At 70.8% G+C, this 14,526-nt stretch carries 10 protein-coding genes; 6 read left to right on the top strand and 4 right to left on the bottom strand.

Features of this window, described 5'->3' with window-relative positions; translation table 11 throughout:
* The first annotated feature begins 39 nt into the window (after nt 1-39).
* Nucleotides 40-933 (top strand): SDR family oxidoreductase, encoded by an 894-nt coding sequence (locus tag B2363_RS13785; protein WP_286930866.1) that lies wholly within the window; start codon nt 40-42, stop codon nt 931-933.
* A gap of 1 nt (nt 934) precedes the next feature.
* Here the strand turns inward: B2363_RS13785 and B2363_RS13790 are convergent, their stop codons facing one another.
* Entirely contained in the window at nt 935-1,585 is a 651-nt protein-coding gene (locus B2363_RS13790; RefSeq protein ID WP_286930867.1) for an amino acid-binding protein, read from the bottom strand.
* A gap of 87 nt (nt 1,586-1,672) precedes the next feature.
* Between B2363_RS13790 and B2363_RS13795 the strand changes: the two genes are divergently transcribed.
* Both B2363_RS13795 and B2363_RS13800 read left to right on the top strand, forming a co-directional pair.
* Nucleotides 1,673-2,395: a DapH/DapD/GlmU-related protein gene (locus tag B2363_RS13795; protein ID WP_286930868.1), complete on the top strand. Its 723-nt coding sequence runs from the start codon at nt 1,673-1,675 to the stop codon at nt 2,393-2,395.
* Nucleotides 2,396-2,412: 17 nt separating this feature from the next.
* Nucleotides 2,413-3,249, top strand: a complete 837-nt coding sequence (locus B2363_RS13800) for a Ku protein (protein ID WP_181753317.1) — start codon at nt 2,413-2,415, stop codon at nt 3,247-3,249.
* A 6-nt stretch (nt 3,250-3,255) separates the two neighbouring features.
* Here B2363_RS13800 and B2363_RS13805 read toward each other — a convergent pair whose 3' ends face one another.
* Entirely contained in the window at nt 3,256-4,002 is a 747-nt protein-coding gene (locus B2363_RS13805; protein ID WP_286930871.1) for a GAF and ANTAR domain-containing protein, read from the bottom strand.
* Nucleotides 4,003-4,055: 53 nt separating this feature from the next.
* Here B2363_RS13805 and B2363_RS13810 point away from each other — a divergent pair, with 53 nt between their 5' ends.
* Both B2363_RS13810 and B2363_RS13815 read left to right on the top strand, forming a co-directional pair.
* Nucleotides 4,056-6,464 (top strand): ATP-dependent DNA ligase, encoded by a 2,409-nt coding sequence (locus tag B2363_RS13810; protein ID WP_286930873.1) that lies wholly within the window; start codon nt 4,056-4,058, stop codon nt 6,462-6,464.
* Nucleotides 6,465-6,506: 42 nt separating this feature from the next.
* The gene (locus tag B2363_RS13815; protein ID WP_286930875.1) at nt 6,507-7,010 is read left to right on the top strand and encodes a hypothetical protein; all 504 of its coding nucleotides are present in this window, start codon (nt 6,507-6,509) and stop codon (nt 7,008-7,010) included.
* A gap of 115 nt (nt 7,011-7,125) precedes the next feature.
* On the opposite strand, the gene B2363_RS13820 is transcribed toward B2363_RS13815, so the two are convergent.
* The gene (locus B2363_RS13820; RefSeq protein ID WP_286930877.1) at nt 7,126-7,299 is read right to left on the bottom strand and encodes a CsbD family protein; all 174 of its coding nucleotides are present in this window, start codon (nt 7,297-7,299) and stop codon (nt 7,126-7,128) included.
* A 180-nt stretch (nt 7,300-7,479) separates the two neighbouring features.
* Here B2363_RS13820 and B2363_RS13825 point away from each other — a divergent pair, with 180 nt between their 5' ends.
* Nucleotides 7,480-10,233: a M1 family aminopeptidase gene (locus B2363_RS13825; protein ID WP_286930879.1), complete on the top strand. Its 2,754-nt coding sequence runs from the start codon at nt 7,480-7,482 to the stop codon at nt 10,231-10,233.
* A 197-nt stretch (nt 10,234-10,430) separates the two neighbouring features.
* On the opposite strand, the gene B2363_RS13830 is transcribed toward B2363_RS13825, so the two are convergent.
* A complete protein-coding gene (locus B2363_RS13830) occupies nt 10,431-14,132 on the bottom strand; it encodes an Ig-like domain-containing protein (RefSeq protein ID WP_286930881.1) in 3,702 nt (1,233 codons plus the stop codon).
* Nucleotides 14,133-14,526: the final 394 nt, after the last annotated feature.

The following is a 14,526-nucleotide window of genomic DNA, read 5'->3' on the forward strand; positions in this document are numbered from 1 at the left end:
CAGTGGCACATTTCACATACCGCCGGTATCTTGGCGGCCATGTCCTCTCTGAAGCCCCAGCAGTTCCGCGGCAAGGTCGCGCTCATCACGGGTGCCGCGCGCGGCATCGGCGCGTCCGTCGCCCGTGCCTACGTGGCCCACGGCGGTCGGGTGGCCCTCGTCGGACTCGAGCCCGATCTGCTCGCCCACCTGGCCGACGAGCTCGGCGAGTCGGCGGCCTGGTGGCAGGCCGACGTCCGCAGCAGCGAGGAGACGAAGAGCGCGATCGACGCCGCCGCCGCCCACTTCGGCCGGCTCGACCACGTGGTCGCCAACGCGGGCATCGCGTCGTACGGCACGGTCCGCCAGATCGAGGACGAGGCGTTCGAGCGCGTCATCGACGTCAACCTCAACGGTGTCTTCCGCACGGCCAAGTACGCGATCCCCCACCTGCAGGCGTCGAAGGGCTACCTGCTCGTGGTCTCCTCGCTCGCGGCCTTCTCCAACATCGCCGGGCTCAGCTCCTACAGCGCGAGCAAGGCGGGCAACGAGGCGCTCGCGATCGCGCTGCGCCAGGAGGTGGCGCACCTGGGCGTGAAGGTCGGCTTGTGCCACCCCTCGTGGATCGACACCGACATCGTGCGCAACGCCGAGGCCGACCTGCCCACCTTCAAGGCGATCCGCCGCCGGCTCCCGTACCCCGCCAACACGACCACGGACGTGGAGACGTGCGCCGAACGGATCCTCGTGGGCCTGGCCAAGCGCAAGAGCCGGGTCTACGTGCCCCGCGCGGTGCTGCTGGCGAACTGGAGCAAGGCGTTCGTGAACTCGCCCGCCACGTGGCCCTACGTGCGGCTGCTGACCCGCAAGACCGTGCCGGCCCTGGAGCGCGAGGTCACGGCGCTCGGCCGTTTCCACCACGCGCACACCCCGGTGACGCAGAAGAAGCAGTAGGTCAGTCGCCCTCGGTCTGCACCGAGGCGGCGAGGGACACCATGTGACCCAGCCGGGCGATCTCCGAGGCAAGGAACTCCGGCCCGCCGTGACGGCCCACCGCGACGAAGAACTCGGTGCCCGACCGCGTGGTCCCGGGGGACCCGGCCAGCACGGTGGAGTCCCAGGCCGCGACATCGGGCAGGTTCTGCGCCTTGCTCACGGCGAGCCAGTCGTCGCAGTCGGGCAGCACGCGGGGTGCGGCCGACGAGCCGAAGAGGAACGCCGCGCCGTCCTCGCCGGGCCCCACGGCCATGGCCCAGTCGGTGCGGAACGTCGAGGGGATGACCTCGATGAGGCGCTCGATCGCCAGGTCGGGCTCGTCGGTGAAGGCCTCGACGGCCTCGAGGTCCATGCTGAGGTTCGCGCCCGCGGTGTACCGGCTGATCCAGTGCACGTGGACGCCCTCGAGGCCCTGGCAGGCCGTGATGAGGGCGTCGGGCATCACCGCGCTGGGAAGCTCGAGGAGCACGTCGTCCACCGCGACCCCGTCGGCCCGGTGCTCGACGATCTCGATCGCCTCGATGTCGGCTCCGGCACCACCGAGGGCCGTCGCGAGTGCGCCGAGCGAGCCCGGGACGTCGGGAAGCTCCACCCGCAACAGAAACGCCATGCCAGCCATTGTCGCGCGTCCCGATTGCGGAGAGGTAAACGCCGGGACGGGCGAGTCGTGGCATGCCGATGCCCCTAGGCTGGCGCCGTGGTGGAGCACGCGCGCGGAACCGAGGGCCTGCGACTCGTCGGGTCGTCCCGGCTGCTGGCCGAGCCCCCGATCCGGATGCTCGGCGACCTCCTCGTGCGGGGCGGCCTCACCCGGGTGGGCGCGTTCACGAGCCTGGCCCACGGCATGGAGTCCCAGTCGGCCACGATCGGTCGGTACTGCGAGTTCGCCCCCGACGTCCTCATCGGTGCCACGGGGCACCCGCTGACCTGGCTGGGCGTGAACTCGTTCCAGTACAAGTTGGCCACGTGGGGGTGGCACCCGTCAGCAGCCGAGTCCGAGGTGATCGACCCCGAGGCCGACGGACGGCCGTCGTTCCGCGGCGAGCCGTCGGTGGTCGGGAACGACGTCTGGATCGGCGCGAAGGTGGTGATCCTGCGCGGCGTCACCATCGGCGACGGCGCGGTCGTCGCCGCGGGCGCGGTGGTCACCGAGGACGTGGCGCCCTACTCGATCGTCGGCGGGATCCCAGCGCGACCGATCCGCGACCGGGTCGATCCGGCCACCCGCGAGCGCCTCCTCGACCTGGCCTGGTGGCGGTTCTCGCCCAACCAGCTGGCCGGCGTCGCGTTCGACGACCTGCCGCGCGCTCTCGACCAGCTCGACGAGCGCGTCCCCGACCTGGAGCCGTACGAGCCCGGGTTCGTCCCGATCGAGCGACCGGCGGGCAGCGGGTCGAAGCGCTCGCGCTGGCGGCGCTGAGGGCGGATACTGGCTGGATGCGAGCCATCTGGAAGGGCGCGATCAGCTTCGGGCTGGTCCACGTGCCGGTGAAGGTCTACTCCGCCACCGAGAGCCACGACGTGTCGCTGCACCAGGTCCACGACGAGGACGGCGGGCGGATCCGGTACGAGCGCCGTTGTGAGATCTGCAAGGAAGTCGTCGCCTACAAGAACATCGACAAGGCCTACGACGACGGCGAGCGGACGATCGTGCTCACCGACGAGGACCTCAAGTCCCTGCCCGCCGAGCGCAGCCACGAGATCGACGTGGTCGAGTTCGTCCCTGACGACCAGATCGACGTGCTCCGGCTGGGCAACCCCTACTTCCTGGAGCCCGAGGAGAAGGCGCTCAAGCCGTACTCCCTGCTGCGCCAGGCCCTCGAGGAGACCGAGCGCACGGCCGTCGTCACGTTCGCGCTGCGCCAGCGCACCCGGCTGGGCGCCCTGCGCGTGCGCGACAACGTGCTCGTGCTCCAGACGCTGCTGTGGGACGACGAGGTCCGGACCGCCGACTTCCCCGTGCTGGAGAACACCGCGAAGGTCACCCAGAAGGAGCTCGCGATGGCCGGCCAGCTGATCGAGTCGCTCGCCGGCGACTTCGACGCGAGCCAGTTCACCGACGACTACCAGGAGCAGCTCAAGACCCTCATCGAGGCGAAGCAGAAGGCCGGCGAGGGCATCGACACCGAGGCGACGTTTGGCACGCAGGAGGACGAGGGGGGCGAGGTCGTCGACCTCATGGAGGCGCTGCGCCGCAGCGTGGAGGCCCGCAAGGGCGACGCGGCGGACGACAAGCCCAAGAAGAAGGCGGCGAAGAAGAAGTCGTCGGCCTGACGCGGCTCAGGCGGGCTGGTGGTCGCCGTCGGAAGCCGAGGCGATCTCCGTCAGCTCCACGCGGACCGTGGTGGGGAACTCCGACACGGGGCGCTTGCGGTTCTCCACGACCCAGGTGGCCACGGCGTGCAGCTTCTGGTTGTGGTTCTGCGAGTAGCGGCGCAGCACGTCGAACGCCCGGTCGGGGTCGATGTCGAAGCGCTCCATCAGGATGCCCTGCGCCTGGCCGATCACCTTGCGTGCGTCGATCGCGGTGAGCAGACCGGCCTCGTGGTGCGCGTTGGCCAGCGCGATGGAGGCGTGCCGCGCGAAGATCATCGCGGTGGCCAGGTCGTTCGAGTCGAACGCGTCGGGGCGATCGGCGTAGAGGTTCAGCGATCCGTACCGGCGATCGCGCGTCTCCAGCAGCACGCTCATCGCGCTGTGGATGCCCAGCTCCGCGGCGGCACGTCCCCAGCGGGGCCAGCGCTCGTCGGTCTGGACGTCGGTGCACAGGAAGCTGCCACCGGTCTCGAGGGCGTCGAGGCAGGGGCCTTCGTCGAGCTCGCGCTGGAGCTCGTGGGACCTGACGACGCGCTCCGAGGTCGACGAGGCCGTCTCGATGCGCGCACGGGAGTGGACCAGCATGATGCCGGCGTCGTCGCACCCGGCCGCCGTGCGGGCGTGCTCGGTGATGCGTTCTACTGTCTTCTCAGCGGTGGGCTGCTGGTGCAGGTCGAGTGCCACCTCGGAGAAGAAATCGGGCACGGACACGGCCTCTCCTTCACACTGGGAACTCCAAAGAATACGCGCAGGGGGTACCACCAGTGGCAGGCGCACCCACCCAGACGGTGTCCGTCGACGGCAGGCTGCTAAGGCTGACGAACAGCGACAAGGTCATCTACCCGGCCTCGGGCACCACCAAGGCCGAGGTCATCGCCTACTACGTCCAGGTCGCCCCGTGGCTCCTGCCGCACCTCGCCGGGCGCACGGTCACGCGCAAGCGCTGGGTGAACGGAACGGGTCCCGATGCCGAGGTGTTCTTCGAGAAGAACCTCCCCGACTCCGCGCCCGACTGGATCCGCCGCGTCACGATCAAGCACCGCTCGCGCACGAACGTCTACCCCGTCTTCGAGTCGGTGGCCGATCTCGCGTGGGCCGGGCAGGTCGCGGCGCTCGAGCTGCACGTGCCGCAGTGGCGCGTCGACGCGACGGGCGTGGCGCAGAACCCGGACCGGCTCGTGATCGACCTCGATCCCGGGCCCGGCACCGGGCTGCCCGAGTGCGCCGAGGTCGCCCACGCCGCGCGGGAGCTGCTGGCCGACGTCGGGCTCGAGTGCATCCCCGTGACGAGCGGCAGCAAGGGCATCCACCTGTACGCGCAGCTCGACGGCACCCACGACTCCGACTACGTCAACGCGTTCGCCAAGCAGGTGGCGCAGGCGCTCGAGGCGTCGATGCCCGAGCTGGTCGTCAGCGACATGTCGAAGGCGAAGCGCCGGGGCAAGGTGCTGGTGGACTGGAGCCAGAACAACGGCAACAAGACCACGATCTCGCCCTACTCGCTGCGCGGGCGCGAGGAGCCCACGGTGGCCGTGCCCCGCGACTGGGACGAGGTCGACGCCGACCTGCGGCACCTGACGATCGACGAGGTCCCGGCCCGGCTGGCCGAGCGGGGCGACCCGATGGCGGCGCTCGCGGCCCCCGTGGCCGACCGCCTCGCGACCTACCGCTCGATGCGCGACGCGAACCGCACGCCCGAGCCCGTGCCCGACTCGGTCGTCCGGGGCCGCGACGGCGACCCGACGTTCGTGATCCAGGAGCACCACGCCCGGCGCCTGCACTGGGACTTCCGGCTCGAGCGCGACGGCGTGCTGGTGTCGTGGGCGCTGCCCAAGGGCGTGCCCGACTCGACCACGGGCAACCACCTCGCCGTCCAGACCGAGGACCACCCGCTGGAGTACGCGACCTTCGCGGGCACGATCCCGAAGGGCGAGTACGGCGCGGGCGAGGTCACCATCTGGGACCACGGGCACTACGACCTGGAGAAGTGGAACGACCACGAGGTCATCGCGACGCTGCACGGCACGCGCGAGGAGGGTCTGGGTGGGTCGAAGCGCCTCGCGTTGATCAAGACCGGTGAGAACTGGCTGATCCACCTCATGAAGGAGCAGTCGCCTCACGCTCCCGCGAAGGAGGCGGCGCCCCCGGAGGAGCCACCCGCGAAGCGGACGAGGAAGAAGCCGGCGTCGGCTCGCGCGGGGTTCGTCCCGCCTATGCTCGCCGTGCTGGCCGGTGGGCGTGACGCGTCCGGCGACGGGTGGGCCTACGAGCTGAAGTGGGACGGGATCCGGTGCGTCGCAGTCGTGAGCGGCGAGCAGGTGCGGCTGTACTCGCGCAACCACAACGACGTCAGCGCCAGCTATCCCGAGCTCGTCGAGGAGCTGGCCGGCCTCGGCCTCGACGTGGTGCTCGACGGCGAGATCGTCGCTCTCGACGACAAGGGCATCCCCAGCTTCGGCCGGCTGCAGCAGCGGATGGGCGTCACGAAGGCCGGCGACATCGAGCGGCTGCGCCGCACCGTGCCGGTGCAGCTGATGCTCTTCGACGTGCTGGAGCGCGACGGCACGTCGCTCCGCGACCTGACCTACGACGAGCGGCGCGAGGCACTGGACGACCTGGGGATCAGCAGCTCGCTGGTCCGCGTGCCGCCGGCCCACGGCGGCACCCTCGACGAGGCCGTCGCGCTGAGCCGGAGCCACAAGCTGGAGGGGGTCGTGGCCAAGCGTCGCTCCTCCACGTACGACCCGGGTTCGCGCTCCACGGACTGGCTCAAGATCAAGAACCAGGACACGCAGGAGATCGTGATCGGCGGGTGGCGGCCCAGCAGTGGTGGGCGGGGGATCGGGTCCCTGCTCGTCGGCGTCCCGGTCGAGGGCGGCCTGAAGTACCTCGGGCGCGTGGGCACGGGCTACAGCAACGCCGAGCGGCTCAAGCTGCGGTCGCTGCTGGACCCGCTGGAGCGCGCCACCTCGCCGTTCGTGGACGACGTGGAGACGGCCGCATCGCGGGACGCGACGTGGACGACCCCGAAGCTGGTGGGAGAGGTCGTCTACGGCGACTGGTCGCCCGCGGGGCACCTGCGCCATGCCAGCTGGCGCGGTCTGCGGCCGGACAAGGACGCCGCCGACGTCGTCCTGGAGACCCCTGCCGAGGTGCGACTGACCCCGCCGTGAGCCACGATGGAGGTCCGACGACATCTGTGCGAAGGAGCCATCGTGGCCAAGGGCAAGAAGAGCGTGAAGGATCACGTCGACACCGTCGTGGAGCAGCTGCCGGACGCATCCGAGCTGCGCGACCTCAGGGACCAGCTGGTCGAGCGTCTCCCCGACCGGGCCGAGTGGCTGGCCCTGCGCGACGACCTGCTGGAGAAGTTGCCGGACAGGTCGGAGCTCGTCGACCTGCGTGACACCCTCGTCGAGAAGCTGCCGGCCGAGGTCAGCGACAAGCTCCCGGTCGAGACGAAGAAGCAGAAGCGGTTCAGGGGCGCGAAGAAGGTGGCCTTCGTGGGCCTGCTGACCGCCGGCGTCGCCGGCGTGGCGGCGTTCTTCAAGGCCAGGTCGGCCGACCAGTCCACCTACACCGCGTCGACCTACACGACGCCGGGACGGCCGACGGGCGCCCCCGCGGCGCCGACCACCACCACGACCTCGACGACGCCCACCGGCGACGTCGGAGCCACGGGCACGGTCACGCCGCCGACGACGCCGCCGACCGTCTGACGACACCAACCGTCTGAGACCAGACGCACGAGGGCCCCGGGAGTGATCTCCCGGGGCCCTCGTCGTCAGCACAGCCTGGTCATCAGGACACGGTCAGTGCTCAGTGCTCAGCAACTCAGTGCTTGAACGCGTCCTTCACGTTCTCGCCGGCCTGCTTGATGTCCGACTTGGCCTGGTCGCCCTTGCCCTCGGCTTCGAGCTTCTCGTCGTCGGTCGCCTTGCCGGTGGCTTCCTTGCCCTTGCCCTTGAGGTCTTCAGCGGTGTTCTTCAACTTGTCATCAAGTCCCATGATCTCCACCTTTCCTCTCGTCTTCTTCTCACCTCCATGCGAACACGGATGCGGTGGCGGCGCATCTCGTGGCCGCGTCCGGGCCGCGTGTTGCAGGCGTGTGAAACCTGGCCGCTTCACCGGACGCGTGACACCCGTCACGGGCAGGATGAGCGAAAGCCCCCCGACGAGAGAGCCACGATGTCCTTTCCTCCTTCCCTCACCCGACCGGCTCGGGCCGTCGCGGTCGCGGCCCTGAGCGGTGCCCTGTGCCTGGGCACCCTCGGCGCGACCACGGCCACCGCCGCCGCGGCCGACCCGGTCGCCGGCGCGCGCACCTCCGGCGACTCCCTCTTCCCGAACGTCGGCAACGGCGGCTACGACGTGCAGCACTACGACCTGGACATCACGTGGACCCCCGGGGCGCCGGTCGCGACGGCCAGCACGATCGCCGCCACCGCGAGGATCAGTGCCACCGCGGCCGCCCCGCTCTCGGAGTTCTCGCTCGACTTCGAGGGCCTCACGGTCGACTCGATCACCGTCGACGGGGCGCCCGCGACGTGGGAGCGCGACATCGACGCCGCTACGACGAAGTACAAGCTGGTCGTCACGCCCGCCGAGCCCGTCGAGGGTGACTTCACCGCAGTGGTCACCTACTCGGGCTCCCCGGTGACCCACATCGACCCCGACGGGTCGCGGGAGGGCTGGATCGCCGGCGACGACGGCGCCACCGCCGTCAACGAGCCGGTCGGCGCCATGACCTGGTACCCCGTCAACAACTCGCTCAAGGACAAGGCGAAGTACGACATCAAGCTGACGATTCCGCGGCTGATGGACGGCGAGACGATGGCGGCGGCCAGCAACGGCACGCTCCACTCCAAGACCCGCAACGGCGCCCTGGAGACATGGCACTGGAAGCAGCCGAACCAGATGGTGCCGTACCTGTCGATGGTCTCCATCGGCAAGTACGAGGTCCGCGAGTCCGTGATCGAGCTGGAGAGCGGCACGTACCGCGACTGGACGTTCCTCGACGCCGCGATGACCTCGACCCAGCGCACGACGACGCTGGCCAGCCTGGCGCAGACGCAGGACATCATGCGCTGGCTGGAGTCGAAGTTCGGCCCGTACCCGGGCGTGGCCACCGGCGCGGTGGTCGACCGCATCAACGTCGGCTACGCGCTGGAGACGCAGGACCGCTCGTTCTACCAGAACTCGGTCAGCAAGGGCACGCTCATCCACGAGATCGCCCACCAGTGGTTCGGCAACGCGGTGTCGCCCACCGACTGGAGCGACCTGTGGCTGAACGAGGGCATGGGCGACTACGCGCCGCGCGCCTACAACTACGAGACCGGCGCGACGACGACCTCGCCCGAGACGTCCTACTTCAACTCCTGGAACGCCAGCGCGCCGACCTCGGGCCAGTGGCAGGTGCCGCTGGCGGGCTTCACCGACCCGGCGATCCTGTTCGACTACGTCTACGGACGCGGCGGCATGACGTTCGAGACGCTGCGCACGATCGTGGGCGACGAGGACTGGTTCGAGATCCTGCGCACGTGGGTCGCGGAGAACAACGGCTCCGACGCATCGACGGCCGACTTCGTCGCGCTCGCCAACCGGGTCTCGGGCCAGGACGTCACCCCCGTGCTGAACCCGTGGTTGTACGGCACGGCGAAGCCGGCGTGGGCGTCGAAGTGGAACCTCTCGGTCGCCTCCGATCCCGCTGGTCCGCTCGCGCCCGGGAACACCGTCACCCACACCCTGACGGCGCAGAACACCGGCAAGGTGGCCATCGCGGGCCAGACCGTGACCGTCGACGTCGCCGACCTGGTCGACGACGCCCGGCTGGGCGCGCTCCCGGCGGAGCTGGTGAACCTGGGCGGCAAGCTCCGGTGGACCATCCCGGCCACGTCGGCCGGGCAGTCGGCGACCGTCACCTTCCCCGCCACGGTCAAGGAGTCGGCGTCGGGCGGCACGGTCGGCGTCACCGCGAGCACGACCGCGCTCGGCTCGTTCTGTGTCACGTGCAGTGTCTCCACGGCCATTGCCGACCAGGCCGACGCGTGGACGCTGGGCCTGTCGGCCGCACCGCTTCCGGGTGCTGTCGAGGCCGGCGACGAGATCACCTACACGGTCTCGGCGAAGAACACGGCCGTCCACGCGCTCGAGGGCGCGACGGCCGAGATCGACCTCGCCGACGTCCTGGACGACGCCTCCGTGGTGTCGCTGGGAACCGGGCTCGAGCTCGACGGCACCACGCTCCGGTGGTCGGTGCCGCGGGTCGCGAGCGGCCAGACGGCCCGCGCCGGGTTCACGGTGGAGGTCGAGTCGGAGTCGGGTGCCACGTTGACGGTCTCCGCCTCGCCCGGCACGGCCGGGGGATCGGGTGAGCCCACGCTGACCCACACCGTCGGCCTCAAGCCCCTCAGCCCGGCCCCGGTGCCGGTGGTGAGCGGCACGGGTCGCGTCGGCACGGTCCTCACGGCCCGCGCCGGCACCTGGCCCGCCGGCACCGCGCTGGCCTACCAGTGGTCGGTCGGCGGGAAAGTCGTCCCCGGTGCCACCGGCGCGACCTACCGCCTCACGCCGAAGGACGTGGGTCGCGTCGTGACCGTCGCGGTCACGGGAACCAAGTCCGGCTGGGCGCCGGTGACCAAGGTGAGCGCTCCGCTCAGGGTCGCTCCGGGCCTGCTGACCCGCAAGCCGCAGCCCTTCCACGTCGGACTGCCGAAGGTGGGCCGCACGCTGAAGGTGAAGGCGGGCACGTGGGACCCGGGCGTCCGGCTGTCGTACCGCTGGTACCGCGGCAGCAAGGCCATCAAGGGCGCGACGAAGACGTCGTACAAGCTCACGAAGGCCGATCGGGGCCAGCGGATCCGGGTCAAGGTCACGGCCACGAAGCCGGGCTACGCGACGGTGGTGAAGTACACGCCGCGCACGGCGCGCGTCCTGCGCTGACCCCACCGAGGTCGCCCCGAGCGCCCCGGTCCGCCACGGCGGGCCGGGGCGCTCTCGTGTCCGGTCGGCCGCCGGGAGAGGACGAAGGATGATGCCTTCGACCCCGCTCCGGTACCTCGATGCATCATCCTTCGTCCAGGCGCGGAAAGAGCGGGGCCCCGGCAGCAGCTGCTGCCGGGGCCCCGCTCCGCAGAACGTCAGCGCACGCGCACCGACTTCACGACCGAGCTGCTCGAGCCGTAGTTCGCGTCACCGGAGTAGACGACCTTCACCCGCAGGCTCTGGCGCTTCTTGGGCGCCTTCACCGTGAAGGAGGCCTTGCCGGTGGACGGGACCCGCACGGTCCTCGACAGCTTGTAGCCGCCCTTGGCCTGCGCGACGTACACCTTCGCGGTGCCCGTCGGGGCGACCCCGGCCACGCCGCCGCGGACGGCGAACTTGCCGCTCAGGGTCTTGCCCGGCTTGACCACCGACTTCGCCGAGAGGCTCGTGGTGGTGCCCTTCTTGGCGACGGTCAGCGTGGACGAGATCCGCGCGGAGCCGTCGGTGCGGTCGGTGCCGTCGTACGCGGCCGAGACCGTGTAGCGACCCGGCTTCAGGGTGGCGGGCAGCGTGAGGGCCGCCGATCCGTCGGAGGCCAGCGCCACCGTCCGGCTCACCGAGCCGTAGCGGAAGGTGACGGTGCCACCGTCCGCACCGCCGACGATCGCCGACAGCCGCGCGGCCTGCCCGAAGGTGGTGGAGGCGCTCGAGAGCGACATCACCATCGTGGGCTTGCCCTTCACCAGGGTGAAGGACACCGCGCCGGACGTCGATCCCGCGGTGACGCCGGTCTCGGCGAACTCCGCGACGATCGCGTGGGTGCCGGCCTTGAAGCCCGGCACGTCGAGGGTGGCCTCGCCGTCCACGACCTCGGCCGTGCCCAGGACCTTGTCAGCGTCGCGGAACTCCACGGAGCCCGCGGTGTCGCCGCCCTCGACCGTGGCCGTCAAGGTGACCGGCTCGTTGATCGACGGTGCCTCGGGCGAGATCGACAGGCTCGTCGAGCTCGCGTCCAGGACCGCGAGCGAGCCCGTGCCCTTGCGGTCGGTGCCGCTGCCCACGACCGAGATCTCGGCCGTGCCTCGGGCCGCCGTGGCCGGGATGGCGACGACCGCGCTGACGACGCCGGTCGTGTCGGCGACCGCGACGACGGGGTCGATCCCGGCGACGGTCACCGTGACGCCCTCGCCGGAGCGGAAGCCGCCGGCCGTGACCGTGACGGACTCGCCCGGCTGCGGCTTGGCGTCGCTGACCGAGACCTGGGCCTGCTGGCCCTTGGCGGCCAGCTCGGCGCACGCGTCGCCCTGGACGCCGGCGGGCGGCAGTGCCGTGGCCGGAGCCGTGACGCCGTCGTCCTCACGCACGACCAGCCAGTCGAGGGCGTTGGTGCCCAGGACGCCGCCGGTCGTGTTGATGACCGAGACCTTCACCGAGGTGGAGTTCGTCGTGCTGGTGGCCGAGTCGCCGAGCACCGGGGCGCTGACGACCTTGCAGGTCTCGCCCGGGGCGAAGGTGACCTTCTCCATGGCGATGCCCGCCCGGCCGGTGGCCGAGCCGAGCGCCGACACGTAGCCGGTGACCGGGATGGAGGCCGCCTCGTCGAGGTGGACCGCGAGGTCGGCCGTGCCGGGTGCGTTGCCCTCGTCGACGTTCGGGGCGTCGACGTTGATCGTCGGGACGGTCTTGCTGTCCGCGGTGCCCACGGCCGAGCTCTCGAACGCGAGGTCGGACAGGAACACGCCACCGGCGGCCAGGTCGTCCGGACCGGCGAGGGCGCCGAAGCGGACCTCACGGATGTCGGAGACCTTCAGGCCCGCGGTCTCCAGCGTCGCGACCGGGAGGTCGACCTGCTGCAGTATGACCTTCTTCAGCAGCGCGCTGGCGGACGCGGGAAACCGCGTCGTGGCCAGCGAGTTGAGGGCGGCCACCGGCGCGGTGAACGTCGCGCCCGTGCCGTCGACGACGGTCAGCGAGAGCGCAGTGCTGCTGGCGACGGTGTCGTCCGCGGCGACCTTCACCGACAGGCGCTCCATCTTCGAAGCGTCGCGCGCCTTCGCGGGAACGCTCACGCGCACCTCGCTGGGCGTGATGGTCGACGTGCCGGAGCCCAGTGCCGTCCAGGCGAACTTCGTCACCGGCGTGGCCGGGACGTTGCCGCCGTTGCTGGCCGGCGTCCAGTGCGGCTGGGCGCTCGTGCTGAGCGTCGAGGCCGTGCAGGACGGCAGGACCTGCGTCACCGTGCGACCCGCGGCACTCGCGCAGACCGTGGCCGTCGCGGCACCCTGCACCCGCACGAGCGAGCTGGGCGCCTCGAACGACGCGATGGTCCTGCGTGCCGAGGCCGGAGCCGTCGATATGCTGCGGATGTCGGGCGTGCCCAGCACCTCGGGCACCTCGGCGGAGCCGTCGAACATGGGCAGGAACTGCTTCTCGTCACCCATCGTCAGGCGGAACCAGCCGGCCATGTAGGCCGTGCCGGCGTCGTACTGCGCGTCGGCGCTGAGGCGGATGTTGGTCTCCGAGCGCGGGCCGCAGACGGCGTCGGTGGAGGTCGCGCCCCAGTCGTCGGAGACGGAGTACGCGTACTTCCCGGGCGTCCAGACGGTGTTGTAGAAGTTGTGGTTCGCGCCCATCATCCACACGCCGCTGCGCAGCACGTCGTCGTCGAACGCGTAGCGCGAGTCGTCGAGCATGTGCTGGCCCTGCTGGTTCGAGACGTCGCCGTCGCAGTAGGGCAGGATCACGTTCATCGGCACGTTCGGCACCGTCATGCGGGCGAAGTCGACCGGCGCCAGGGGCAGGATCGACGTGATCTTCCACGGCTTCTCCAGGCCCTGGTTCAAGGTGGCGGCCGAGGTGACGCCCTCACCGCCGCGCGAGTGGCCCATCATGCCGATGTTCGAGAAGTCGAAGCGGCCGACGAGGTCGGCGGGGGACAGGCCCGCGGTGCCCTCGGTGAGGCCGGGCAGCGGGTCCTGGTTCGCCAGGGCCTGCGCCAGCGTGACGTCGGCGTCGGTCTGCGCGTCGTGGTGCACGACCTCGGCGCCCTCGTTCGCCTTCTTGAGCATCGAGAGGGTGTCGAGCAGCAGCTGGCCGCGCGCCTGGGCGCCCTGGTCCAGCGCGAGCTGGTTGTCGTTGGAGTTGATCGCGTTGGCCGCGATCGACACGACGGCGTAGCCGTGGCTGGCCAGCGCCCGGGCCGTGCCGTCGTAGCCGGCGAAGCTCGGGATGTTGATCTGGTTCGCGCCGCAGGGCCAGCGGTTCGGGTTGGCCGTGCCGGTGGAGCACGAGGTGTGGCGGCCGTGCAGCAGCAGCACCACGGGGCGTGCGCCACCGGTCTTGGGCAGGTAGACCTTGCCCTGCAGCTCGCCGCGGATGCCGCCGATCGCGGCCAGCGGGACGGACTGGGCGCCGAAGTTGTAGACGGCCTCGGTGTGCTCGTACGTGCCGAGTGAGGCGGGGTTCGCGTCGAGCGGTTCGGGCTCGGCCGCCGCGATCTCGGCGAGCTCGGTGGCCCTCAGCGGTGCGCTCGACGGCTTGCTGAACCAGCCGGCCTCGATGTCGTCGGCCTTCACCACGGCGGAGTCGGCGGTGAAGACGGACAGGCTGCGGCCGTCGGCGGACTCGGTCGCGATGCCGATGGGCTTGCCGTCGACCTCGATCGTCGGTGCGTCGGACACCATGGGCAGCTTCTTGGCCAGGTCGACCGTGACCAGGTAACCGCCGGCGGCGCGGCTGACCGACCAGTCGTCACCGGAGGCCAAGGAGCCGTCGGCGGCGTGGGCGGGTACCGCGGCCATGGGCAGCGCCAGCAGCGCTCCCACGGTGGCGAGCCGCCATCCTCTTTGCTTGAACACGTGAACCCTCTCGGGTGGGGGAAGCTCGCACCGGGGGCGGAGCGGGGACCTTCCGAGTCTGGGTAAGGCGCGTTACGCGGACGTGTCGTCAGCCGCTCATCCAGATGATCTGACGGCGTGTCACGTAACAATCCGCACACGGGCGACCACGGCCCCCGGAAAAGAGGAACCTCCGGCGACCTGGTGGTCGACCGGGGGTGGTGGCGCGCCCGTAGGGATTCGAACCCCAAACCTTCTGATCCGATTGACCACTTCTCGGCTCGGCCAAAGACGCGGTCAAGCCCGGATCGTTGCAATAGCGGCGCGTTTCTACGCTAGCGGCTGCTCCGAGCGCAGGGCGGTCAGCACCACATCTGTTCGGGCAGGGCGGGGGCCGCACCACGAAAGAAAACGA

The organism is Aeromicrobium sp. UBA7512 (assembly GCF_002476985.1).
GTDB classification, from domain to species: domain Bacteria; phylum Actinomycetota; class Actinomycetes; order Propionibacteriales; family Nocardioidaceae; genus Aeromicrobium; species Aeromicrobium phoceense.